Origin of the sequence: Pseudomonas sp. IPO3747 (genome assembly GCF_013385245.1) — a bacterium.
Lineage (GTDB): Bacteria > Pseudomonadota > Gammaproteobacteria > Pseudomonadales > Pseudomonadaceae > Aquipseudomonas > Aquipseudomonas edaphica.
Genome location: NZ_JACAQL010000019.1, coordinates 30,041 through 52,522, shown reverse-complemented (window position 1 = coordinate 52,522; position 22,482 = coordinate 30,041). Strand labels below are relative to the sequence as shown.

General features: G+C 60.6%; 24 protein-coding genes. 9 read left to right on the top strand and 15 right to left on the bottom strand.

All coding sequences use genetic code 11. The annotated features are described in order from the left end of the window. Positions 1–4: 4 nt before the first annotated feature. The 4 genes from thrC to xerD form a co-directional block, all read right to left on the bottom strand. On the bottom strand, positions 5–1,414 hold the full coding sequence (thrC, locus tag HX790_RS21305; RefSeq protein ID WP_176992092.1) for a threonine synthase: 1,410 nt from the start codon (positions 1,412–1,414) through the stop codon (positions 5–7). A gap of 66 nt (positions 1,415–1,480) precedes the next feature. Then, positions 1,481–2,785: a homoserine dehydrogenase gene (locus HX790_RS21300; RefSeq protein ID WP_017139729.1), complete on the bottom strand. Its 1,305-nt coding sequence runs from the start codon at positions 2,783–2,785 to the stop codon at positions 1,481–1,483. A gap of 129 nt (positions 2,786–2,914) precedes the next feature. Next, positions 2,915–3,646, bottom strand: coding sequence for a thioredoxin fold domain-containing protein (locus HX790_RS21295; protein WP_017139728.1), 732 nt, complete (start codon positions 3,644–3,646; stop codon positions 2,915–2,917). 140 nt (positions 3,647–3,786) lie between these two features. Further along, positions 3,787–4,683 (bottom strand): site-specific tyrosine recombinase XerD, encoded by an 897-nt coding sequence (gene xerD / locus HX790_RS21290; RefSeq protein ID WP_017139727.1) that lies wholly within the window; start codon positions 4,681–4,683, stop codon positions 3,787–3,789. Between the two features lie 107 nt (positions 4,684–4,790). On the opposite strand from xerD, the gene HX790_RS21285 reads away from it, so the two are divergent. Beyond that, positions 4,791–6,599 (top strand): sodium:proton antiporter, encoded by a 1,809-nt coding sequence (locus HX790_RS21285; protein ID WP_099549351.1) that lies wholly within the window; start codon positions 4,791–4,793, stop codon positions 6,597–6,599. Between the two features lies 1 nt (position 6,600). Here the strand turns inward: HX790_RS21285 and HX790_RS21280 are convergent, their stop codons facing one another. From HX790_RS21280 to ffh, 6 genes are all read right to left on the bottom strand, one after another. Continuing rightward, a complete protein-coding gene (locus HX790_RS21280; protein WP_016977715.1) occupies positions 6,601–7,014 on the bottom strand; it encodes an acyl-CoA thioesterase in 414 nt (137 codons plus the stop codon). Between the two features lie 82 nt (positions 7,015–7,096). Then, the gene (gene rplS / locus HX790_RS21275; RefSeq protein ID WP_003175895.1) at positions 7,097–7,447 is read right to left on the bottom strand and encodes a 50S ribosomal protein L19; all 351 of its coding nucleotides are present in this window, start codon (positions 7,445–7,447) and stop codon (positions 7,097–7,099) included. Between the two features lie 45 nt (positions 7,448–7,492). Next, complete coding sequence (gene trmD, locus HX790_RS21270) at positions 7,493–8,266, bottom strand: tRNA (guanosine(37)-N1)-methyltransferase TrmD (RefSeq protein WP_017139725.1); 774 nt, start codon at positions 8,264–8,266, stop codon at positions 7,493–7,495. Continuing rightward, entirely contained in the window at positions 8,248–8,784 is a 537-nt protein-coding gene (gene rimM / locus HX790_RS21265; RefSeq protein WP_003175898.1) for a ribosome maturation factor RimM, read from the bottom strand. The genes trmD and rimM overlap by 19 nt, the downstream gene beginning before the upstream one ends. Positions 8,785–8,789: 5 nt before the next feature. Beyond that, entirely contained in the window at positions 8,790–9,041 is a 252-nt protein-coding gene (gene rpsP, locus HX790_RS21260) for a 30S ribosomal protein S16 (RefSeq protein ID WP_003175899.1), read from the bottom strand. 252 nt (positions 9,042–9,293) lie between these two features. Continuing rightward, a complete protein-coding gene (gene ffh / locus HX790_RS21255; RefSeq protein WP_017139724.1) occupies positions 9,294–10,670 on the bottom strand; it encodes a signal recognition particle protein in 1,377 nt (458 codons plus the stop codon). Between the two features lie 233 nt (positions 10,671–10,903). On the opposite strand from ffh, the gene HX790_RS21250 reads away from it, so the two are divergent. The 3 genes from HX790_RS21250 to HX790_RS21240 all read left to right on the top strand — a co-directional run bounded on the left by HX790_RS21250 (position 10,904) and on the right by HX790_RS21240 (position 14,668). Beyond that, positions 10,904–11,716, top strand: coding sequence for an inner membrane protein YpjD (locus HX790_RS21250; RefSeq protein WP_017139723.1), 813 nt, complete (start codon positions 10,904–10,906; stop codon positions 11,714–11,716). A gap of 12 nt (positions 11,717–11,728) precedes the next feature. After that, positions 11,729–12,967: a transporter associated domain-containing protein gene (locus HX790_RS21245; RefSeq protein ID WP_099549349.1), complete on the top strand. Its 1,239-nt coding sequence runs from the start codon at positions 11,729–11,731 to the stop codon at positions 12,965–12,967. A 390-nt stretch (positions 12,968–13,357) separates the two neighbouring features. Next, positions 13,358–14,668, top strand: a complete 1,311-nt coding sequence (locus tag HX790_RS21240; RefSeq protein WP_176992091.1) for an MFS transporter — start codon at positions 13,358–13,360, stop codon at positions 14,666–14,668. A gap of 120 nt (positions 14,669–14,788) precedes the next feature. Here HX790_RS21240 and purT read toward each other — a convergent pair whose 3' ends face one another. The 5 genes from purT to HX790_RS21215 form a co-directional block, all read right to left on the bottom strand. Beyond that, entirely contained in the window at positions 14,789–15,970 is a 1,182-nt protein-coding gene (gene purT / locus HX790_RS21235) for a formate-dependent phosphoribosylglycinamide formyltransferase (protein WP_138449464.1), read from the bottom strand. Positions 15,971–16,039: 69 nt separating this feature from the next. Beyond that, positions 16,040–16,507, bottom strand: coding sequence for a VUT family protein (locus HX790_RS21230; protein WP_056858699.1), 468 nt, complete (start codon positions 16,505–16,507; stop codon positions 16,040–16,042). Between the two features lie 203 nt (positions 16,508–16,710). Beyond that, positions 16,711–16,926, bottom strand: coding sequence for a DUF1289 domain-containing protein (locus HX790_RS21225; RefSeq protein ID WP_090368760.1), 216 nt, complete (start codon positions 16,924–16,926; stop codon positions 16,711–16,713). Then, positions 16,923–17,447: a gamma carbonic anhydrase family protein gene (locus HX790_RS21220; RefSeq protein ID WP_058414816.1), complete on the bottom strand. Its 525-nt coding sequence runs from the start codon at positions 17,445–17,447 to the stop codon at positions 16,923–16,925. Before HX790_RS21220 ends, HX790_RS21225 begins: the two co-directional genes overlap by 4 nt. Positions 17,448–17,482: 35 nt before the next feature. Continuing rightward, on the bottom strand, positions 17,483–18,085 hold the full coding sequence (locus HX790_RS21215) for a CoA pyrophosphatase (RefSeq protein ID WP_017139716.1): 603 nt from the start codon (positions 18,083–18,085) through the stop codon (positions 17,483–17,485). Between the two features lie 146 nt (positions 18,086–18,231). On the opposite strand from HX790_RS21215, the gene HX790_RS21210 reads away from it, so the two are divergent. The 5 genes from HX790_RS21210 (at position 18,232) to HX790_RS21190 (ending at position 22,470) form a co-directional block, all read left to right on the top strand. Next, entirely contained in the window at positions 18,232–18,780 is a 549-nt protein-coding gene (locus HX790_RS21210) for an NUDIX hydrolase (protein ID WP_017139715.1), read from the top strand. A gap of 36 nt (positions 18,781–18,816) precedes the next feature. Further along, entirely contained in the window at positions 18,817–19,320 is a 504-nt protein-coding gene (locus HX790_RS21205) for a murein L,D-transpeptidase family protein (protein WP_099485500.1), read from the top strand. Positions 19,321–19,591: 271 nt separating this feature from the next. Then, positions 19,592–20,350 carry a GntR family transcriptional regulator gene (locus HX790_RS21200; RefSeq protein WP_099549346.1) on the top strand — a complete coding sequence of 253 codons (759 nt, stop codon included), beginning with the start codon at positions 19,592–19,594 and terminating at the stop codon, positions 20,348–20,350. Positions 20,351–20,360: 10 nt separating this feature from the next. Next, positions 20,361–21,467: an N-acetylglucosamine-6-phosphate deacetylase gene (gene nagA, locus HX790_RS21195; RefSeq protein ID WP_176992090.1), complete on the top strand. Its 1,107-nt coding sequence runs from the start codon at positions 20,361–20,363 to the stop codon at positions 21,465–21,467. After that, positions 21,460–22,470, top strand: a complete 1,011-nt coding sequence (locus tag HX790_RS21190) for an SIS domain-containing protein (protein WP_371318506.1) — start codon at positions 21,460–21,462, stop codon at positions 22,468–22,470. Before nagA ends, HX790_RS21190 begins: the two co-directional genes overlap by 8 nt. The last annotated feature ends 12 nt before the right edge of the window (positions 22,471–22,482 follow it).

Here is a 22,482-nt window from a genome sequence, read left to right as displayed (position 1 = left end):
TGAATCAGAGTGGCTTGCCGCGATTGCCATGCTGGCTGACAAACGCCTGCACAGCTTTCAGGTCATTGGCCAGCACGGTGCAGCGCTCTTCGCGCTCGAACAGGTCAGCCAGGTGCTGCGGTAACTCCAGCGCCTTGCCAACGCCGGCCTTCTCCACCGCTTCCGGGAATTTTACCGGGTGGGCGGTGCCCAGAATCACCATCGGGATGTCCAGGCTGCGACGGCATTCGCGTGCGGCCTTCACACCGATAGCGGTGTGCGGGTCGAGCAGCTCGCCGGTCTGCGCATAGACTTCGGCGATGGTTTCGCAGGTTTGCGCATCGTCCACGGCCAGGGAGTCGAACAGCTTGCGGGTTTCGGTCCAGCGCTCTTCGTCAACGCTGAAACCGCCACCGCTTTTGAAGGTGTCCATCAAGCCGGCAATGGCTGCGCCGTTGCGACCATGCATGTCGAACAGCAGGCGTTCGAAGTTCGACGAGACCATGATGTCCATCGATGGCGACAGCGTGGCGTGCAGGGTTTCCTTGACGTACTGGTTGCCGCTCATGAAGCGGTGCAGGATGTCGTTGCGGTTGGTGGCGACGATCAACTGGTTGATCGGCAGGCCCATGTTGCGCGCCAGGTAACCGGCGAAGATGTCGCCAAAGTTGCCGGTCGGCACCGAGAACGACACCGAACGCGCCGGGCCGCCCAACTGCAGGGAGGCGTGGAAGTAGTAGACGATCTGGGCCATGATCCGCGCCCAGTTGATCGAGTTCACCGCCACCAAACGCGTACCTTTGAGGAAGCTCTGGTCAGCGAAGCTGTTCTTGACCATTTCCTGGCAGTCATCGAAGTTGCCTTCGATGGCGATGTTGTGGATGTTCTCACCGAAGATGGTGGTCATCTGGCGACGCTGCACCTCCGACACGCGCTTGTGCGGGTGCAGGATGAAGATGTCGACGTTCTCGCAGTGCTTGCAACCTTCGATGGCCGCCGAGCCGGTATCACCGGAAGTGGCACCGATGATCACCACGCGCTCGCCGCGCTTTTGCAGCACGTAATCGAGCAGGCGACCGAGCAGTTGCAGGGCGAAGTCCTTGAACGCCAGGGTCGGGCCGTGGAACAGCTCCAGTACCCACTCATTGCCGTTCAGTTGACGCAGGGGTGCGATGGCGTTGTGGGAAAACACGCCATACGTTTCTTCCAGAATCTTTTTGAAATCCGCATCGAGGATGCTGCCGGTAACAAACGGGCGCATCACCCGGAACGCCAGTTCGTGGTACGGCAGGCCGGCCCACGAGGCGATCTCTTCCTGAGTGAAACGTGGCAGGTTTTCCGGCACGTACAGGCCGCCGTCAGTGGCAAGGCCGGCGAGCAAAACGTCTTCGAAGTTCAGGGCCGGTGCCTGGCCGCGGGTGCTGATATAACGCATGACTGGCTCCTCTAGAGCATTCTGAACAAGGGCCGCCGAACGTGTGGGGCCCTTGCCGCTAAACGATTAGTTCAGGTGTTCAACACGGATGCGCACCACCGGCCCAACCACGCCCTGCAACGCTTCAAGCGCGGCAATGGCATCGTTGATGTGCTGCTCGAGCACGCGGTGGGTCAGCAGGATCATCGGCACCAGGCCGTCTTGTTCCTCGACTTCCTTCTGCATGATCGACTCGATGTTGATGCCGCGCTCCGAGAGGATGCTGGCCACTTGGGCCAACACGCCTGGATGGTCCTTGGCCTGGATACGCAGGTAGTAAGCGCTTTCGCAGGCTTCGATCGGCAGGATCGGGTGGGCCGACAGCGAATCCGGCTGGAAGGCCAGGTGCGGCACGCGGTTTTCCGGGTCGCTGGTCATGGCGCGAACCACGTCAACCAGGTCGGCGATCACCGACGAAGCGGTCGGCTCCATGCCGGCGCCCGCGCCGTAGAACAGGGTGGAGCCGGCGGCGTCACCGTTGACCATCACGGCGTTCATCACGCCATTGACGTTAGCGATCAGGCGGTCAGCCGGGATCAGCGTCGGGTGTACACGCAACTCGATACCAGCCGGGGTGCTGCGCGCCACACCAAGGTGCTTGATGCGGTAGCCCAGGGCTTCGGCGTAGTTCACGTCGGCAGTGGTCAGCTTAGTGATGCCTTCGGTGTAGGCCTTGTCGAACTGCAGCGGGATACCAAAGGCGATGGACGCCAAAATGGTCAGCTTGTGCGCCGCGTCGATGCCTTCTACGTCGAAGGTCGGGTCGGCTTCGGCGTAACCCAAGGCTTGGGCTTCGGCCAGCACGTCTTCGAAGGTGCGGCCTTTCTCGCGCATTTCGGTGAGGATGAAGTTGCCGGTGCCGTTGATGATGCCGGCCACCCAGTTGATACGGTTGGCAGACAGGCCTTCACGGATCGCCTTGATCACCGGGATTCCACCGGCCACGGCGGCTTCGAACGCGACAATCACACCCTTTTCACGCGCCTTGGCGAAGATCTCGTTGCCGTGTACGGCGATCAGCGCCTTGTTGGCGGTGACCACGTGCTTGCCGTTTTCGATGGCCAGCAGCACCAGCTCGCGGGCCACGGTATAACCGCCAACCAGCTCGATGACGATATCGATTTCAGGGTTGGTGGCCACGGCGAAGACATCGTTGGTAATCGCAATACCGGTCGTTTGGAACTGAGGCTTTGGCGTACGCGTGGCAATTTGCGCCACTTCAATCCCACGCCCTGCACGGCGGGAAATTTCTTCAGCATTACGCTGAAGTACGTTCAAGGTGCCGCCACCGACGGTCCCTAACCCACAGATGCCTACTTTGACCGGTTTCACTGAAGAACTCCCCATGAAACGGCCGACTCAAGGTCGGCCGTGGTAAACAGCCGCACAACTGCGGCTCTCAATTAATGCCCCGTCGACTGTTCGACGGGGCATGATCGTCAAAGGCTCGACGATGACTGCTTACTTCGCACCCAGTGCCAGTTTGGCAACTTGTGGCGCCGGCTGGTAGCCCGGAATCACTTGGCCGTCAGCCAAAACGATGGCCGGTGTACCGTTCACGCCAATCGACTGGCCGAGGGCGAACTGCTTGGAAACCGGGTTGGCACATTTGGCCGCCTTGATTTCCTTGCCATCGACCATTTTGTCCATGGCCGATTTCTTGTCGGCCGAACACCATACGGCTTGCAGTTGCTCGTCACCCGGCGAACCCAGGCCCTGGCGCGGGAACGCGACGTAGCGCACTTCGATACCGGCCTTGTTCAGCGCAGGCACTTCGGCGTGCAGCTTGTGGCAGTACGGGCACGTGGTGTCGGTGAACACGGTAATGTGGGTCTTGGTCTCGCCAATGGCTGGGTAAACCACGGTCTCAGCCACCGGAATGCCGTTGATCAGCTTGGACACGCCCAGGCGCTCGGCCTTCTCGGTCAGGTTGACCGGCTTGCCGTCTTTAAGCTGGAACAGGTAGCCCTGGACGATGTACTGGCCATCGGCACTGGCGTACAGCACACGGCTGCCCTTGAGCTTGACTTCATACAGGCCGGCCATGGGGCTGGCGCTGATGCTTTCGATCGGGGTGTCGAGCTTCAGGTCCGCCAAACTCTTGCGAATGGTTTGTTCGGCGGCGTCATCGGCGACAACAAAGGTGGAAACCAACGCAATCGCTGCGGCGGCAATAATCTGGGTCAAGCGCATGGGAACTCCTGAAGGCAGATGCAGGGACGGCAGTGGAACACCGCTTGGAAACGCGGGCAGTGGCCGTCCCCTTTGCTAACCGGCAAAGCCTACCACAGTTGGGCGCCAGGGCAGCCCGTGGCGGCATAAATTGGCGGCTTTCAACCGCGTGGGTGGTGCTTGGCGTGCATCTCCTGCAAGCGTGCGCGTGCCACATGGGTGTAGATCTGAGTTGTGGACAAGTCGCTGTGGCCCAGCAGCATTTGCACCACGCGCAAATCCGCGCCGTGGTTGAGCAAATGCGTGGCGAATGCATGGCGCAAGGTATGCGGCGACAGCGCCTTGCCGATCCCGGCGACCTTGGCCTGGTGCTTGATACGGTGCCAGAAGGTCTGGCGAGTCATCTGCTCGCCGCGCAGGCTGGGGAACAGCACATCGCTGGGTCGCCCACCAAGCAGCTCATTGCGGGCGTCACGCATATAGCGCTCCACCCACACAATCGCCTCCTCGCCCATCGGCACCAACCGCTCCTTGCTGCCTTTGCCCATCACGCGCAACACGCCCTGGCGCAGGTTGACTTGCTCCAGGGTCAGGCTGATCAGCTCGGTCACGCGCAAACCGCAGGCATACAAGACCTCAAGCATGGCGCGGTCGCGCTGGCCGATGGCTTCGCTCAGATCGGGGGCGGCGAGCAAGGCATCGACGTCAGCTTCCGACAAGGATTTAGGCAATGGCCTACCGAGCTGGGGCATGTCGATTTGTAGGGTCGGGTCGACAGCAATCAGCTTTTCCCGCAGCAAATAGCGATAAAACCCACGTACGCCCGAGAGAAATCGCGCCGTGGAACGCGGCTTGTAATTCTGCTCCAGGCGCCAGGCCAGGTGATCGAGGATCAACTCACGACCGGCATTGATCAGTTCAAGGTTTTTGTCCTGCAACCAGCCATTGAACAAAGCCAAGTCGCTGCGATAAGCCAGGCGGGTGTTGTCCGACAGTCCTTTTTCCAGCCACAGGGCGTCGAGGAAGCGGTCGATCAGGGGATGGTCAATGGCGGGCATGGGCACTCAAGCAGCGCAGCACAGGGCTTTGCGCAAATTATTTAGTGAACTGTTACAACGGGCACTAGTCTTTCATAGCCCGCTATTTCAAGGAACAGGAAGCTTCAATGAGCGAACAACAGATTCTGCTGGCATTTGGTGGCATTGGCGTGGCCGCGTTGGCCTGCCAATGGCTGGCATGGCGCCTGAAACTTCCCGCCATTCTGTTTCTGCTGGTCAGCGGAATCCTGGCAGGGCCGGTGCTGGGCTGGCTGAACCCTCAGGAAATGTTCGGTCCGTTGCTGATGCCATTGGTATCCCTGGCCGTGGCACTGATCCTGTTTGAAGGCAGCCTCACGCTGCACCTTTCGGAATGGAAGGAGATCGGCAGCGTCGTGCATCGCCTTGTCACGGTCGGCGCCCTGTCGACATGGGCCGTCATTACCCTGGCTACCCACTGGCTGCTGGGTTTTGACTGGATGCTCGCCCTGCTTTTCGGCACCTTGACGCTGGTGACCGGGCCTACCGTGATTGTGCCCATGTTACGTGTCGTGCGGCCAAAAGCCTCGATCGCCAATATCTTACGCTGGGAAGGCATTGTCATTGACCCGATTGGTGCGTTGCTCGCCGTGGTGGTCTACAGCTTTATCATCGCTCGCGCGTCAGGCGACGGCTTGAGTCACAGCCTGCTGACCTTTGGCGGCGTGATCCTGTGCGGCAGCCTGTTCGGCGTCGCCGGTGGTTGGGTGTTGGGGCAGATCATGCGCCGGCAATGGCTGCCGGAATACCTGCATAACCTGGCTACGCTGGCTGGCGTTCTGGGAATCTTCATCGCCTCCAACGAGGTGATGCATGAGTCCGGCCTGTTGGCCGTGACGCTGATGGGCATGTGGATGGCCAATATGAAGGGCGTTGACGTACGCCACATCCTGCATTTCAAGGAAAACCTCAGCGTCCTGCTGATTTCCGGGTTATTCATTCTGCTGGCCGCGCGCCTGGACCTGAACGCCCTGATTGCCTTGGGGCCGTTCGTACTGATCCTGTTACTGATCATTCAATTTATTGCACGACCTTTGAACGTCGCGCTTTCGACCTTTGGTTCCGGCCTGAACTGGCGTGAACGTGCCCTGCTGTCCTGGATTGCACCACGCGGGATCGTGGCCGCAGCCGTGTCGGCGATTTTCGCCATTCGCCTGGATGAGGCCGGTCATGAAGGCGCACTGTTATTGGTGCCACTGACATTCGCGGTGATTATCGGCACCGTTGTCCTGCAAAGCGCCACGGCCCGCCCGCTGGCACGCCTGCTGAAAGTCGCCGAGCCTGCGCCCAGCGGCTTCCTGATCGTCGGCGCGAACGGCCCGGCGCGCATCCTGGGCAAAGCCTTGCAACAACTGGGCAGCCGAGTGCTGCTGACCGACTCCAGCTGGGAAAACATCCGCGCCAGCCGAATGGAAGGGCTACCCACTTACTTCGGCAACCCGGCATCACAGCATGCCGAATCGCATCTGGATCTGGTCGGCCTCGGGCATTTGCTGGCGCTCTCACCTTCGGGCGAACTGAACACTTTGGCCGCCATGCGCTTTCGCCACGATTTTGGGCATCGTCTGTTCGCCCTGGCCAGCAGCCAGGAAAGCCGTCGCACCGATAAGCACCGGGCCAGCCACGAGCACCGTGGCCATTTGCTGGGCAGCCAACCCCTGAGCTACACCAAACTTGCGAGCCTGCTGGGCCAAGGTGCAGAGCTGTATAGCACCAACCTGACCGAAGGCTTCAGCTGGGAACAGTACCAGGCGCTGCATGGTGACCGCGCGACGCTGCTGTTTGCCCGCGATACCGCAGGCTGGGTACACGTGGTGACCCCGGACAGCAGCTTGAAACCCGTAGCTGGCTGGACCTTGCTGGCCGTGATTCAACCAGAAAACAACACAGCCGAATAAGTCAGTCGGCAAAACCAGGCAATACCGGCACAGGGCGTTTGTCAGCATCAATCGCGACAAAACTGAACACGCCCTGGATCGCCTTTTCACGGCCATCGGCACTCATGCTCTCGACGAATACTTCAACCTCGACCTTGAGGCTGGTGTTACCCACTTTGATTACGCGGCCGATCAACTCGACGATGGAGCCGGCCGGGATCGCGTGGTTGAAGTCGATACGGTCGGTGGACACGGTCACCAGTGGCAAGCGGCAAAAGCGCGTGGCGGTGATGAACGACACTTCATCCATCCACGCCAGCGCAGTGCCGCCGAACAGGGTGTTGTGGTGGTTGGTGGTCGGCGGGAACACGGCTTTGGTCACGTGGGTGACGGACAGGTCGGTGCGACGCTGGATTTCTTCGAGGCGGGTGGTCATGGGCAAATACCGGTAAACAGACAAATTTCAGGCACAAAAAAGCAGCCCGTAGGCTGCTTTTTTCTGCATCGGGAAGCTGGACTTAAGCCAGTTTTTCCTTGATGCGAGCTGCTTTACCGGACAGGTCACGCAGGTAGTACAGCTTGGCTTTACGTACGTCACCGCGACGCTTAACGGCCATGCTGTCGATTTGCGGGCTGTAGGTCTGGAAAGTACGCTCTACGCCAACACCGTTGGAGATTTTACGAACAGTGAAAGCACTGTTCACACCACGGTTACGCTTGGCGATTACCACGCCTTCGAACGCTTGCAGACGCGAACGGTCGCCTTCCTTCACTTTCACCTGAACGACAATAGTGTCGCCCGGGGCAAAGGTAGGGATCTCTTTGGTCATCTGCTCTGCTTCGAGTGCAAGGATGATTTTGTTAGTCATGCTGTGCTCCTAAGGTAAGTCAATGGACCTACCATCGATACGTTGTTAACTATCGTCCCGCGCGAGGATGTATTCCTCGAGCAGCTTCTTCTCTTCTCCAGAAAGCGAGCGGCTTTCCAGAAGATCGGCGCGTCGTTCATAGGTCCGACCAAGGGACTGCTGTAAACGCCAACGCCGGATGTGTGCGTGATTGCCACTTAGCAATACGTCGGGAACACGCTGATCCGCATACACCTCCGGTCGGGTGTAGTGCGGGCAATCCAGCAAACCATCCGTGAAGGAATCTTCCTCCGCGGAGTCCGCATGCCCTAAAGCTCCAGGCAGCAGTCGTGTAACCGCATCTATCAGGACCATCGCCGGCAGCTCGCCGCCAGACAGGACATAGTCCCCAATCGACCACTCTTCATCGACATGCGCTTCAATAAAACGCTCGTCAATGCCTTCATAGCGACCGGCAATCAGGATTAAGGCCTCCTCATTCGCCAGTTCGCGCACGCCAGCCTGTTTCAGCTGACGGCCTTGAGGGGACAGGTAAATTACCTTCGCCTTCTCCCCGGCTGCTGCCTTGGCCTCGACCAACGCATCTTCCAGGGGCTTGATCTTCATCACCATGCCCGGGCCACCGCCAAATGGGCGATCGTCCACAGTGTGATGTCGATCTGTCGTGTAGTCTCGCGGGTTCCAACAGGTGAGCTGCAACAGCCCCTGTTTCACCGCCCGACTGGTGATGCCGTACTCGCTGATGGCGGAAAACATCTCGGGAAACAAACTGATCACTTCAATGCGCAAATTAGCCACGCTTAGAAGTCCGCATCCCATTCCACCTTCATCTCGCCCGCGGCCAGGTCGACGGCCAACACGCATTGCTCGGTATAGGGCAACAGGCGTTCGCGATCATCCAGGCTGCCAGCGCAAGGCTTGACCACCATTACATCATTGGCGCCGGTTTCCAGAAGATGATCGATTTTCCCGAGCAATTGCCCCAGTTGATCAATAACCTTCAGACCTTCCAGCTGGTACCAGTAGTACTCGCCGTCGGTCAATTCAGGGAACAGGTTGCGCGGCACGCAGATCTCATAACCGGCCAGAAGACGAGCTTCTTCACGGTCATCAAGACCCTTGAGCTTTGCGACCAGGAACTTATCGCTCCCGCGTCCACTGACCAGCTCGACCTGTTTCACACTACCTTCGCGCTTGAGCGTCCAGGTTTTGTACTGCAACAGGTTTTCAGTCGGATCAGTAAAGGAATACACCTTCACTTCGCCGCGAACGCCATGAACAGAGTAAATCTTGCCGATAACGATCAAATCATCAGCAACAGCTGGCGTCGCGTTCATATTGCTCAGGCTGCGGCCTTAGCCGAGTCCTTCAACAGTTTTGCAACGCGCTCGGATGGCTGTGCGCCAACGCTCAGCCAGTAGGCTACGCGCTCTTGGTTCACGGACAGACGAACTTCTTGACCACGAGCAACAGGGTTGAAGAAACCAACCTGTTCCTTGTGCGAACCGTCGCGCGGGTTGCGGCTGTCGGTTACGGTCAAGTGGTAAAACGGGCGCTTTTTGGAGCCGCCAAGGGCAAGACGGATTGTTAGCATGTGAACATCGTTCCTGTAGTCGGTGCTGCAAATCTAAATGCACAGCGGGCATAGGTGCCCGAAAGGCCGCATATTCTAAGGAATATCCGGACTTTTGCAAATGTCTTTTTCTGGCGCCTATCAGCGTGCCACTCAGATCTGCTATAGAGCCGTCGGTTAAAACGGCGAGTCAGCTCCCGCTAACCGCGGGTTTGCTGGAGATCCCACGTCCCTGTGGGTCGGAGCGCAAGCAAGCTTGCGCTCGAATACTTTTTACATTTTCGGCATGCCGCCGCCGGGCAACATACCGCCCATGCCGCGCATCATCTTGGCCATCCCGCCTTTGGCGGAGAATTTCTTCATCATCTTCTGCATCTGCTTGTGCTGCTTGATCAAGCGACCGATGTCCTGCACCTGGGTGCCGGAGCCCATGGCGATCCGACGTTTGCGCGAACCACTGATCAGCTCAGGGTCGCGGCGCTCGGCCGGGGTCATGGAGTTGATGATGGCTTCCATCTGCTTGAACTGCTTCTCTGCCGCGCCCTGGGCATTGCCCATTTGCGCCAGGTTCACACCGCCGATGTTCGGCAGCTTGTCCATCAGGCCGCCAAGGCCGCCCATGTTCTTCATTTGTTGCAGTTGGTCACGGAAGTCTTCGAGGTCGAAGCCCTTGCCCTTCTTCAGCTTTTTAGCAAGCTTGTCGGCTTTGTCTTTGTCCAGCGTGGCTTCGGCCTGCTCGATCAGGCTGAGCACGTCGCCCATGCCGAGGATGCGCGAGGCGATACGTTCAGGGTGGAACGGCTCGAGCGCATCGCTCTTCTCGCCCATACCGATGAATTTGATCGGCTTGCCGGTGATAGCGCGTACCGACAGCGCGGCACCGCCACGGGCGTCACCGTCGACCTTGGTCAGGATCACGCCGGTGAGCGGCAGTGCATCGCCGAAAGCCTTGGCGGTGTTGGCCGCATCCTGGCCGGTCATGGCGTCGACCACGAACAGCGTCTCGACCGGGTTGATCGCGGCATGCAACGCCTTGATCTCGCCCATCATCTCTTCGTCGATGTGCAGGCGACCGGCGGTATCGACGATGACCACGTCGATGAATTTGAGCTTGGCTTCTTTAATAGCCGCGTTGGCAATGTCGACCGGCTTCTGGCTCAGGTCGGACGGGAAGAAGGTCACACCGACTTCGCCTGCGAGCATTTCCAGCTGCTTGATCGCGGCCGGACGGTAGACGTCAGCCGATACCACCATGACCGACTTCTTCTTGCGCTCTTTAAGGAAGCGCGCCAGCTTGCCGGCGGTGGTGGTTTTACCCGCGCCCTGCAGACCGGCCATCAGCACAACGGCCGGTGGCACGGCGCTGAGGTTCAAATCTTCGTTGGCTGCGCCCATCAGGCTTTCGAGTTCGGCCTGGACGACCTTCACAAATGCCTGGCCCGGCGTCAGGCTGCGGGACACTTCGGTGCCCACTGCGCGCTCTTTGACCGAGTTGACGAAGTCCTTGACCACAGGCAAGGCCACGTCGGCTTCCAGCAACGCCATGCGCACTTCACGCAGGGTGTCTTTAATATTGTCCTCGGTCAGCTTGGCCTTGCCGGTGACATGGCGCAGCGTCTGCGAGAGACGGTCAGTCAAGTTTTCAAACATGCGCGATCCTTTCAGGCCCTATTCATCGAAATGCAGTGGTGACCGAGGTAATGGCGGCCCAGGCTGTGGTAAATCGCTATTAAAAACAGCGCTCAGCAAGCCTGCGGCGTGGGCAGGTCGCGGATTATAGCGAAGACTGCGCCGCTGCACACGCGCTGTCTGGCCCGGGAGTCTTTCGTGCAGCGCAGGTGTGTGCCAAACTCAGCGCCTTTCGGGCTTGTCTATCAGGATTTATGGTCCCCTTGTCACCCAGTTTGCTACCCAGCCTCGCCGCCGCCCTTTTGTATGCCGCTGCGACTCTCTATCAGGGCACTCGTCTGGCCCAAGGCACTAAAGCGGACAAACGTCTGCTGGTGGGCCTGGGCGTCGTCGCCCTGCTGGCTCACGCCGCGAGCCTGTTCACCCACCTAATGACGCCGGTCGGCTTGGGCCTGGACTTTTTCAGCGCCGCCAGCCTGATCGCCGCTGCCGTTATCGCGCTGACCTTGCTGGCCTGCTACCGCATCCCGGTCGAAAACCTGTTGGTGCTGCTATTCCCGCTGGGAATGCTGACCGTGCTGCTGGCGCAATTCACGCCAACAGGCACCGTGCAGGTCATCGACGAAGAGCCGGGCATCCTGGCGCACATCCTGTTGTCGATCCTGGCCTACGGCATGTTCACCATCGCGGTGTTCCAGGCCTTGCTCCTGCTGCTGCAAGATCACCAACTTAAAAACAAGCACCCGTCCGGGCTGATCAAGAACTTCCCGCCGCTGCAAACCATGGAAAGCCTGCTGTTTGGTTTCCTCTGGGCCGGCTGGACGCTGCTGTCGCTGTCACTGATCTCCGGCTGGCTGTTCGTCGAGAACCTGTTCGCCCAGCACCTGGTGCACAAAACCCTGCTGGCGTGCCTGGCCTGGGTGGTGTTCAGCGTGCTGTTGTGGGGGCGGAACCGTCTCGGCTGGCGCGGGCACAAGGCGATCCGCTGGACCCTGGCCGGTTTCTGCCTGCTGATGCTGGCCTACTTCGGCAGCAAGCTGGTTCGCGAATACATCCTGCATATCTGACGGGCAGCAATAATGGACAACTTGCCCCTTGGGCCGATGCTCGCGGTAATCGCCCTGCTGATCTTATGGGCGGCGCTGTTTACCGCCATCGAAGCCGCACAGCAACACCTGCTGGCCATACGCCCTGGCACACGCCAAGGCGACAAGGCCGCCGCCCGCCTGAACTTCCCACGTAACAGCCTGATCCTGTGCAACAGCCTGTGCCGGGCGGCCGTGGTGATCCTGTGCACGTTGCTGGCGATTTATGCCTGGGCGCAAAACGGCCCGTGGCTCGGCTGGCTGATCTCCTGCGCCATCCTGCTGATACTTGCCGACTATCTGCCCCGTGCGCTGGCCGTTCGTCACCCCCAAGCCGTGCTGGGTTTCGGTAATACGCTGCTGGGCGTCCCGCTGAAAATCCTTTATCCACTGGCCTGGCTGCTCAACGGCATCAGCCTGTTGCTGTTACGCCCCTTCGCGCGCAAATCCGGCGTGGTGAAAAAGAGCGACGAGCCGCTGCCCGAGCATGACGACGAACCGGAGCCCGAGGCCAACGACAATCGCACGCCCGGCCTGCCAGGCATCCACGCCCTGGACAACATCACGGTCAACGACATCCTGGTGCCGCGCAGTGAAGTGGATGGCATCAACCTGGATGACTCGGTCGAAGCCATCATCGAGCAACTGCGCACGTCCCAGCGCACGCGCCTGCCGGTGTTTCACAGCGACATCAACCAGGTGCAAGCGGTGCTCAACACTCGCCAGATCCAGCACTTGCTGCCCGACGCCAGCCTGACCAAAGAAGCCTTGCTGGCCGCCTGCCACGAACCCTACTTCGTGCCGGAAAGCACGCCACTGCAATTGCAGCTGCTGAACTTCCATAAACAGCAACGGCGCCTGGGCATGGTGGTGGACGAATACGGCGAAGTGCTGGGCATCGTCACCCTGGAAGATATCCTCGAAGAAATCGTCGGCGAATTCGAAAGCGACCAGGCGGTGGATAACCCGCACATCGAAGCCCAAGCCGATGGCCGCTACATCATCGACGGCGCCGCCTCGATCCGCGAACTGAACAAAAGCCTGGGCTGGCACTTGCCCAGTGACGGCCCCAAGACCCTCAATGGCCTGGTTACCGAGGCGCTCGAGACTATTCCCGACTGCGCGGTGTGCCTGAAAATCGGCCGCTACCGCCTGGAAATCCTCGAGACCGAGGACAACCGCGTGAGCAAGGTGCTGATCTGGCATACCAGCCGCGTGCCGGTAGCTGCATAACTTCCCCTGACACCACTCGATCCAATGTGGGAGCTGGCTTGCCTGCGATGCAGGCACCTCGGTCATTCAGTTGAACCGAGGTGATGCCATCGCAGGCAAGCCAGCTCCCACACAAGCCAATCCCCACACAAGCCAGCTCCCACATTTAGATTATTTGCCTGCCAACGCCCCCTTGTTGGATCTACAAACCCCTTCCTATAATCGGCTCGGCTTACCCAAGCCCCGCCCGACCGCGTGCTACCCGCACTCAGCGCGTCCAGGCACCGCCTTTTCCGTGTCTGACCGGTGTTTGCTCCCATCCCGAGCCGCTCCGCCTACAACCCTGATCCATGGGTGTTCGACCAATAATAATCCGCGTCCAAACGCGCAATGACCGTCAGGGATACTGCCATGAGCACCACCTACAACGAGGCCGCACCCGCCGCCCCGCTCAACTCGACCGCACGGGTTGCCACTGCCAGCATCGTCGGCACTGCCATCGAGTTCTACGATTTCTATATCTACGCCACCGCTGCGGCACTGGTGATTGGCCCGGTGTTCTTCCCACAGACCTCCGGCACCGCGCAGATGCTGGCGTCGTTCCTGACCTTCGGTATCGCCTTTATTGCCCGCCCGCTGGGCTCGGCGCTGTTCGGCCACTTCGGCGACCGTATCGGGCGCAAATCTACCCTCGTCGCCTCGCTGCTGCTGATGGGCGTGTGTACCACCCTGATCGGCTTGCTGCCGGGGTATGACAGCATCGGTGCCTGGGCGCCGATCCTGCTGTGTGTGCTGCGCTTCGGCCAGGGCCTGGGCCTTGGCGGCGAATGGGGCGGCGCGGCGCTGCTGGCCACCGAGAACGCCCCCAAGGGCAAGCGCGCCTGGTTCGGCATGTTCCCGCAACTGGGTCCGTCAATTGGTTTTCTGGCAGCCAATGGCCTGTTCCTGATCCTGGCCATGAGCCTCAACGACGAGCAGTTCCGCAGCTGGGGCTGGCGCATCCCGTTCATCCTCAGCGCAGCGCTGGTGATGGTCGGCCTGTATGCGCGGCTCAAGCTGCACGAAACCCCGGTATTCGCCAACGCCGTGGCCAAAGAGGCGCCGGTGAAAGTGCCATTGGTAGAACTGTTCAGCCAGCATTGGCTGCCGGTGCTGCTGGGCGCCGCGTCGATGGTGGTGTGCTATGCGCTGTTTTACATCACCACCGCATTTTCTTTGAGCTACGGGGTTTCGACCTTGGGCTACAGCCGTGAGATGTTCCTCGGTTTACTGTGCTTTGCGGTGCTGTTCATGGGGCTGGCCACGCCGCTGGCAGCCATGGCCAGCGACCGCTACGGGCGCAAGCCGGTGCTGATCGTCGGCGCGGTGCTGGCGATTTTGTCGGGTTTCACCATGGAGCCGCTGCTGACCCACGGTTCAACCTGGGCGGTGGCGTTGTTCCTGGCGCTGGAACTGTTCCTGATGGGCATCACGTTTGCCCCGATGGGCGCAATGCTGCCGGAGCTGTTTCCGACCCGCGTGCGTTATACCGGCGCTTCGGCGGCGTATAACCTCGGCGGGATTGTCGGCGCGTCGGCCGCACCGTTTTTCGCAACCAAGCTGGTGGCGATGGGTGGGCTGAGTTATGTCGGCGGGTATGTGTCGGCGGCAGCGTTGCTCAGCTTGATTGCTGTGCTGTGCCTGAAAGAGACGCGGGATAATGATTTGAACAAGGTCGCCTGAAGCCGATCGTTCCCACGCTCCGCGTGGGAATGCCTCTTGTGACGCTCCGCGTCACGCTTTGGGACGCAGAGCGTCCCGGGCTGCATTCCCACGCAGAACGTGGGAACGATCGGGTTGGGTTTACAGCTCTACAACAACAGCCTTCGAAGCACGGGTCGCTTTAGCTCGGGCAGCCTCAATCGACTCATCCCGCGCCAACGCCACGCCCATGCGGCGCTGGCCATTCACTTCCGGCTTGCCAAACAGACGCAACGCCGTGTCCGGTTCGCTCAAGGCAGCACCGAGGTTGGCGAACGCTGTCTGAGTCGACTGCCCTTCCACCAGGATCACCGCCGAAGCCGAAGGCCCGAACTGGCGGATCAACGGAATCGGCAAGCCCAGGATGGCGCGCGCGTGCAGCGCAAACTGCGACAGGTCCTGGGAAATCAGGGTCACCAGACCGGTGTCATGCGGGCGTGGCGACACTTCGCTGAACCACACCTGATCGCCCTTGATGAACAACTCCACGCCAAACAGACCGCGGCCACCCAGCGCCTCGGTCACGGCTTTGGCTACACGCTCGGATTCAGCCAGGGCAATCGGGCTCATGGCTTGCGGCTGCCAGGATTCCTGATAATCGCCCTTCTCCTGACGGTGCCCCACTGGCGCACAGAAGGTGGTGCCACCGATGTGACGCACGGTCAGCAGGGTGATTTCGTAGTCGAAGTCGATAAAACCTTCGATGATCACGCGGCCTTTGCCGGCACGCCCGCCTTCCTGGGCGTAATCCCAGGCTTTTTGTACATCATCGGCGCCGCGCAGCAGGCTCTGGCCCTTGCCCGACGAACTCATCACCGGTTTGACCACACACGGGAAGCCCAGGTCTTGCACGGCCTTGCTGTAGTCTTCGAAGGTGTCGGCGAAGTGGTACGGCGAAGTCGGCAGGTCCAGCTCTTCAGCGGCCAGACGACGGATGCCTTCACGGTTCATAGTCAGCGACGTGGCACGCGCGGTCGGGATCACGGTAAAGCCTTCGGCTTCCAGTTCCACCAGCGTTGCAGTGGCGATGGCTTCGATTTCCGGCACGATGAAGTGCGGCTTTTCGGCCTCGATCACGGCGCGCAGGGCGGCGCCGTCGAGCATGTTGATCACGTGGCTGCGGTGCGCCACTTGCATGGCCGGCGCGTTGGCGTAGCGATCCACGGCAATCACTTCAACGCCCAGGCGTTGCAGTTCGATTACCACTTCCTTGCCCAGCTCACCGCAGCCACACAGCAAAACGCGGGTCGCGGTTGGCGACAATGGAGTTCCGATTCGGGTCATCTCAGGTCCTCAGGGGAGCGGATCATGGGGAGAAAGGCCGGCATTTTACATGAACTGTAAAAATTGGCCTCAGTTGGCGACAGCCCGTTTGCGCATACGCCAGGCCATGATCAGCCACACCACCGTGACCCCGGCAAATTTGGACACCAGCGCGGTGCCGGCCACTGCCGGTGTGAGCGCGCCGATCAAGCCGAAGAAGATAAAGGTATCGAGGGGAATGCTCAGCGCCGAACTTATCCACAGGCGGTCGTGCAGCGGGCGCTTGGTGATGCTGAACACCAGCCAGTCGATGCACTCGGACACCGCAAACGCCGTGGCGCTGGCCAGCGCGATGGACGGGTCAGAGGTGATATACGACAGCACCAGCGCTGCCAGCATGGCGATGATTGCGCCATGGCCGAAGCGGGTTTGCACCATGTCACGCAGGATAAACACCAGGCCACCCCAGGCGGACCAGATGACATCCAGGTGCGGGGCGGTGGAGAAAGCGAAGTTGATCAGCACGACGCTGCTGATGTAGGCGATCAGGAAGAGCATGGGGGAGGACCTGTGGGTAATGCCGCACAGGTTAATGCACAAACAATCACTGTGGCGAGGGAGCTTGCTCCCGCTGGGGCGCGAAGCGGCCCTAAAACAGGTGATTGCGGTATAACTGACGAAATGCAGTCGCCTGATGTGGGGCTGCTTCGCAGCCCAGCGGGAGCAAGCTCCCTCGCCACAAAAAGAAGCATTCCAACAGGTCAGGCCCCAGATTTACCCGGCATCATCCACACCAACCCACTCGCCTTCGCCCGCTCATGGCACAACCCCAGCACCACCCGGCGCTCGGCATTGTCCATGCGGCTCCAGCGCGTAATTTCATCCACCGTACGCTGGCAGCCGGTACAAATATCGTCATCGTCCAGCGCGCAAATGCTCACGCACGGCGAGGCAACAGGGCGTTCTACAGGGTTCATTGTTCCTGCTCAACCAGGTCACGCGCATACCGCTGCGCGTTATGCACATAGTGCGCGGCGCTGGCTTCGAGCATGCGCTTTTGCGCCTCGGTCAGCTCACGTACCACCTTGCCCGGCGACCCCATCACCAGCGAGCCATCGGGGATTTCCTTGCCTTCGCCAATCAGCGAGTTGGCGCCGATGATGCAATGTTTGCCGATCCTGGCACCGTTGAGGATCACCGCGTTGATGCCGATCAGGCTGTAGTCGTCGACGGTGCAGCCGTGCAGCATGGCGTTATGGCCGATGGTCACGCCGGTGCCCAGGGTCAGCGGGTAGCCCATGTCGGTGTGCATCACGCTGCCGTCCTGCACATTGCTGTTCTTGCCGATCAGGATCAGCTCGTTATCGCCACGCAACACCGCGTTGAACCAGACGTTGGCGCCCTCTTCCAGCTTGACCTTGCCGACCAGCGTGGCATTCGGCGCCACCCAGCTGTGCGGGTGCGTCTCGACGCGGGCGTCGCCCAGGCGGTATTTCATGGTGTGTCCTCACGGCTGGCCATTCAAGCGATGGCTTAGATATTGATAAAGCTTTTAGGCGGCTGGTGCAGGCTGATCTGGGCGTCGTCATAGAGCAGGTTGATCAGCTCGACGATCATGATTGCCGTCAACCCCCAGATCTTGTATTCGCCAAATCGGTAGCTGGGCACATACCAACTGCGGCCCTGGTAATCGATGCGGTGGGTGTGTTCGCGCGGGTCCTGGCGGAAAAACTCCAGCGGCACGCTGAACACGGCGGCGATCTCGGCATCGTTGGCCAGGTATTCGACGTAATCGGGGATCACACCGACGTAAGGCGTTACACGAATGCCATGCAGGGAAATCAACGGGCTTAACGGGCCGACCACTTCCACCAGACCGGGCGGCAGACCGATTTCCTCTTCGGCTTCGCGCAGTGCGGTAAAAATCAGGTCCGGGTCTTCGGGGTCGCGCCGCCCGCCAGGAAACGCCACTTCGCCACCGTGGGTCGACAGACCGCTGGCGCGCAGGGTCAGGATCAGCTCGGGTTCGTCGCTGCGGGTGATCGGCACCAACACGGCGGCCTCGGGGAAACGCCCGTCAGTTTCCAAGGTGTGGGGGGTGTGATTGGTTACCCGGCGAAGTAGCTCGTCCAGCATGAGTCATCTCGGTCTGTTGGCTACCTTGTATCATGCACCAAAGCAGGCAGGCGCCCAACCCCAAAACCACCGGCGTGTCGCTAAACGACAACTTGCAGCGCCCTGCCCGCCACGCCAAGATAGACGCACTTTCCAGGAACCCCAGCATGAATTTCTGCAGCCAGTGCGGTAAACCGGTTACCCAACGCATTCCCGAAGGCGACGGCCGCCTGCGCTACGTGTGTGATCACTGCTCGACCATTCATTACCAGAACCCCAATATCGTCGCCGGCACCGTGCCGGTGTGGGGCGACAAAGTGCTGCTGTGCCGTCGCGCCATCGAACCGCGCCTGGGTTACTGGACCCTGCCCGCAGGCTTTATGGAAAACGGCGAAACCGTCGAACAGGCCGCCGCCCGCGAAACCCTGGAAGAAGCCTGCGCCCGCGTGCGCAACCTGAGCATCTATACCCTGATCGATGTACCGCACATCAGCCAGGTGCATATCTTCTACCGCGCCGAACTGGTCGACCTGGACTTCGCCGCAGGCCCCGAGAGCCTTGAAGTGAAGCTGTTTGATGAGGCCGACATCCCTTGGTCCGAGCTGGCTTTCCGCACGGTCGGGCGTACCTTAGAATGCTTCTTCGCTGACCGCAGGCAACAGCTGTTCCCGGTGCGCAGCGAGTCGGTGCCGCCGATGACGCGGCCGGCCAAATAACTCCAGGCAGCACCTTTTACAAGGGAAACCGTTTTAATGCGTTGGTTGCTCGCTCTGATCTGCCTGTCGTTCGCTAGCCTGTCTTCGGCCTCCACGGTGGAAACCCTCGGCGGCAAACCGGTCGAGAAAATCCTGGTGCTCAAGTCCGCCCATCAGTTGCAATTGATCAACGACGGCAAACCGCTCAAGACCTACCGCATCTCGCTCGGTAAAAACCCCAAGGGCACCAAACTGATGGAAGGCGACCGCCGCACGCCAGAGGGCTTCTACTGGATCGACTGGCGCAAGACCAGCGACCGCTTCAACCTGGCCATGCACATCTCCTACCCCAATATCAGTGACTCGGCCCGCGCGCGCCGCGAAGGCGTGAAACCGGGCAGCATGATCATGATCCACGGCACGCCCGACACCGAGGAATACCCGGAACAGTGGTTTCACACCCTGGACTGGACCGACGGTTGCATCGGCATGCGCAACGTGGACATGCGCGAAGTCTGGAACCTGGTCAAAGACGGCACCCTGATCGAGATTCGTCCGTAATCGCCTACCGTTTGTAAAATAACTCAAAAATAATTAAAAAAAATCCCTGCCCATGGCAGCGCCTGCCGGTGAATACCAGTTCACTGCGCGGGCTGCGCAATTCTGCGCGCACTCAAGACCTCTCTAATACCACTTGATATCAGGCACCCTTAATGTGCGCTGAAACAGGCTACCGCACTGTTTTCGCTGCATTGACATGGTATTTAAGTGGTATTAATTTCCGGCCAATACCGGGCGACAACATTCCAATAACGCATCGGAAACCTGACAGATGAATCCCATACTGGCGCTGCGCCCCGACGACAAACAGTCCACGCCGCTGTACCTGCAATTGGCCCGCAAGCTCGAAGCGGCGATCCATGCCGGCGAGTGGAAATCCGAACAGGCGTTGCCGTCGGAACGGGTCCTGAGTGAGCAACTGAGCATTTCCCGCGTCACCGCGCGCAAAGCCCTGGAAGTGCTGTTTGCCCAAGGCTTGATTCGCCGTAGCCAAGGCTCGGGGACCTTTATCACCCCGCGTCTGGAGCAGCCGCTGTCGCGCCTGTCGGGGTTCAGCGAGATGTTGCGCCTCAAGGGCTTTGTGCCAACGTCCCAGTGGCTTGAGCGCGACATCACCCCGCCGACCCACGAAGAACTGATCCGCCTGGGCCTGTCGCCGACCGACAAAGTGGCGCGGCTCAAACGCCTGCGTAAGGCTGACGACACCGTAATGGCAATTGAAATGACCGCCATGCCCGCCTCCGTGCTGCCAAACCCGCAAGCCATCGGCAATTCGCTGTACGAATACCTGGAAAGCATCGGCAAACCGGTGGTGCGCGCACTGCAACATATCCAGGCGATCAATGCCTCCGATGAGTTCGCCAAGCTGGTCGGCATCGCCCCCGGCACCGCCATGCTGCTGATGACCCGAGTCGGCTACACCGCCGACAACACGCCGATTGAAATCACCGACACCTACTGCCGCAACGACTACTACGACTTCGTCGCAGAGCTGCGCCGCAATGACTACTCCGCTGAACTGCGGGTTTAGAGAACTGCCCATGTCCGAAGACAACATCCTCACGCCCGGCGGCTGGATTCGCGGCCGCCTGGTGCACGAACACGGCAAGGTGGTCGCCATCGACGGCACGCCGTGCGACCCGAACGACAATGACCTGCCCTACGTGCTGCCAGGCTTTATTGACCTGCACGTTCACGGCGGTGGCGGCAAAGACATCATGGAAGGCACCGACGCCTTCGAGACCATCACCCGCACCCACGTGCGCTTTGGTACGACCTCGCTGCTGGCTACCACCATGACCGCACCGGTGGATGAAATTTCCCGCGTGCTCGGCGAACTCGGCACGTTCTGCGAGCAGCGCCCTACAGGCAGCGCACGGGTGCTCGGCGTACACCTGGAAGGCCCCTACATCAATCCGGGAAAACTCGGCGCGCAGCCCAACTTTGCCCACACCGCATTGATGGCCGAAGTCGAAGCCTACCTGCGCCTGGCGCCGATCCGGGTGATCACCATTGCCCCGGAAATTGCCGGCCACGATGCCTTGATCCGCGCCCTCAGCGAACGCGGCGTGCGCATGCAAATCGGCCACACCCTGGGCAGCTACGAAGAAGGCGTCGCTGCCCTCGCCGCCGGCGCCACCAGCTTCACGCATTTGTATAACGCCATGAGCCCGCTGCATCACCGCGAACCCGGCATCGTCGGCGCCGCGTTGGCCCACGCCAAGTACGCCGAATTGATCCCGGATTTGCTGCATGTACACCCCGGCGCCATGCGCGTGGCGCTGCGCTCGATCCCGTGCCTGTACTGCGTCACCGACTCCACCGCCGCCGCCGGCATGCCCGACGGCGAATACAAGCTGGGCAGCCACACCGTCACCAAATGCCTGGGCGGCGTGCGCCTGGCCGACGGCACTCTGGCCGGCAGCACCCTGACCATGGACCAGGCGCTGCGCAACCTGGTGAAAATCGGCCTGCCCATCAGCGAAGCCTCACAACGCCTGTCGCAGTTTCCTGCGGACTATTTGGGCCTGGAAGAACGCGGGCGCCTGCAACCCGGCAGCTTTGCCGACTGCGTGCGCTTGGACCGCTCCCTGACACTCACCGACGTTATGGTCGAAGGAGAAACCATTGACTTCAAAAATGCTTGAAGAGGCCCTGGCCTCCTGTGACGCCGTGGAGGCCCAACTGCAGCGCCTCAACCCGATGCTGGAGGAAGTGGCCGGGCGCCTGCGCCGCCAGCCGCCGCAAGTGGCGATGACCATCGCCCGTGGCAGTTCAGACCATGCCGCCAGCTACTTCGCCTATCTGGCCATGCAGCATGTGGGTATTCCGGTGGCGTCGTTGCCAATGTCGGTGGTGACCTTGCTGCAAGCGCCGTTAAAGGTCAGCGGCCAAGTGGCGTTCGGTTTCTCCCAGTCGGGGCAAAGCCCGGATTTGGTCAACAGCCTGCGCCTGCTGCGCAAACGCGGGGTCTTGAGCATTTCGATGGTCAACGCCGAAGACTCACCACTGGAAGCCGCGTGTGAATTCCATGTGCCACTGTGTGCCGGGCCGGAGCAGAGTGTCGCCGCGACCAAAAGCTTTATCGCCACTTTAAGCGCCAGCGCGCAGTTGATCGGCCACTGGAACCAGGACCTGTTGCTGCTGCAAGCCTGCCAGGCCTTGCCCGACGGCTTGCGCGAAGCCGCCACCCAGGACTGGACGCCAGCCATCGAAGCCCTGCGCAGCAGCCAACGCCTGATTGTAATTGGCCGTGGCGCCGGTTTTGCCATCGCCCAGGAAGCCGCGCTCAAGCTCAAGGAAACCTCGGCGATCCAGGCCGAAGCCTTCAGCAGCGCCGAAGTGCGCCACGGGCCGATGGCCTTGATCGATGAAAACTACCCACTGCTGGTGTTCGCCCCACGCGGCGCCGAGCAAGCCGGGCTGTTGAGCCTGGCCGCCGATATGCGTCAACGCGGCGCCCGCGTCTTGCTGGCCGCGCCGGACGATATCAGCGAGCGCGACCTGACCCTGAGCCGCGCCGAACACCCGAGCCTGGACCCGATCCTGGCGATCCAAAGCTTCTACGTGATGGCCGCAGGCCTGGCGGAGGCCCGCGGCATGGACCCGGACCAGCCGCGCCACCTGAGCAAAGTTACCCGCACTCACTGAGTCGCGTTTTCC

What these genes read in the sequence shown, in the direction of transcription:
- thrC (WP_176992092.1), bottom strand. Translation starts at nt 1,414, where the DNA reads ATGCGTTATATCAGCACCCGCGGCCAGGCACCGGCCCTGAACTTCGAA.
- HX790_RS21295 (WP_017139728.1), bottom strand. Translation starts at nt 3,646, where the DNA reads ATGCGCTTGACCCAGATTATTGCCGCCGCAGCGATTGCGTTGGTTTCC.
- xerD (WP_017139727.1), bottom strand. Translation starts at nt 4,683, where the DNA reads ATGCCCGCCATTGACCATCCCCTGATCGACCGCTTCCTCGACGCCCTG.
- HX790_RS21285 (WP_099549351.1), top strand. Translation starts at nt 4,791, where the DNA reads ATGAGCGAACAACAGATTCTGCTGGCATTTGGTGGCATTGGCGTGGCC.
- HX790_RS21280 (WP_016977715.1), bottom strand. Translation starts at nt 7,014, where the DNA reads ATGACCACCCGCCTCGAAGAAATCCAGCGTCGCACCGACCTGTCCGTC.
- rplS (WP_003175895.1), bottom strand. Translation starts at nt 7,447, where the DNA reads ATGACTAACAAAATCATCCTTGCACTCGAAGCAGAGCAGATGACCAAA.
- trmD (WP_017139725.1), bottom strand. Translation starts at nt 8,266, where the DNA reads ATGGGATGCGGACTTCTAAGCGTGGCTAATTTGCGCATTGAAGTGATC.
- rimM (WP_003175898.1), bottom strand. Translation starts at nt 8,784, where the DNA reads ATGAACGCGACGCCAGCTGTTGCTGATGATTTGATCGTTATCGGCAAG.
- rpsP (WP_003175899.1), bottom strand. Translation starts at nt 9,041, where the DNA reads ATGCTAACAATCCGTCTTGCCCTTGGCGGCTCCAAAAAGCGCCCGTTT.
- ffh (WP_017139724.1), bottom strand. Translation starts at nt 10,670, where the DNA reads ATGTTTGAAAACTTGACTGACCGTCTCTCGCAGACGCTGCGCCATGTC.
- HX790_RS21250 (WP_017139723.1), top strand. Translation starts at nt 10,904, where the DNA reads ATGGTCCCCTTGTCACCCAGTTTGCTACCCAGCCTCGCCGCCGCCCTT.
- HX790_RS21245 (WP_099549349.1), top strand. Translation starts at nt 11,729, where the DNA reads ATGGACAACTTGCCCCTTGGGCCGATGCTCGCGGTAATCGCCCTGCTG.
- HX790_RS21240 (WP_176992091.1), top strand. Translation starts at nt 13,358, where the DNA reads ATGAGCACCACCTACAACGAGGCCGCACCCGCCGCCCCGCTCAACTCG.
- purT (WP_138449464.1), bottom strand. Translation starts at nt 15,970, where the DNA reads ATGACCCGAATCGGAACTCCATTGTCGCCAACCGCGACCCGCGTTTTG.
- HX790_RS21230 (WP_056858699.1), bottom strand. Translation starts at nt 16,507, where the DNA reads ATGCTCTTCCTGATCGCCTACATCAGCAGCGTCGTGCTGATCAACTTC.
- HX790_RS21225 (WP_090368760.1), bottom strand. Translation starts at nt 16,926, where the DNA reads ATGAACCCTGTAGAACGCCCTGTTGCCTCGCCGTGCGTGAGCATTTGC.
- HX790_RS21220 (WP_058414816.1), bottom strand. Translation starts at nt 17,447, where the DNA reads ATGAAATACCGCCTGGGCGACGCCCGCGTCGAGACGCACCCGCACAGC.
- HX790_RS21215 (WP_017139716.1), bottom strand. Translation starts at nt 18,085, where the DNA reads ATGCTGGACGAGCTACTTCGCCGGGTAACCAATCACACCCCCCACACC.
- HX790_RS21210 (WP_017139715.1), top strand. Translation starts at nt 18,232, where the DNA reads ATGAATTTCTGCAGCCAGTGCGGTAAACCGGTTACCCAACGCATTCCC.
- HX790_RS21205 (WP_099485500.1), top strand. Translation starts at nt 18,817, where the DNA reads ATGCGTTGGTTGCTCGCTCTGATCTGCCTGTCGTTCGCTAGCCTGTCT.
- HX790_RS21200 (WP_099549346.1), top strand. Translation starts at nt 19,592, where the DNA reads ATGAATCCCATACTGGCGCTGCGCCCCGACGACAAACAGTCCACGCCG.
- nagA (WP_176992090.1), top strand. Translation starts at nt 20,361, where the DNA reads ATGTCCGAAGACAACATCCTCACGCCCGGCGGCTGGATTCGCGGCCGC.
- HX790_RS21190 (WP_371318506.1), top strand. Translation starts at nt 21,460, where the DNA reads ATGCTTGAAGAGGCCCTGGCCTCCTGTGACGCCGTGGAGGCCCAACTG.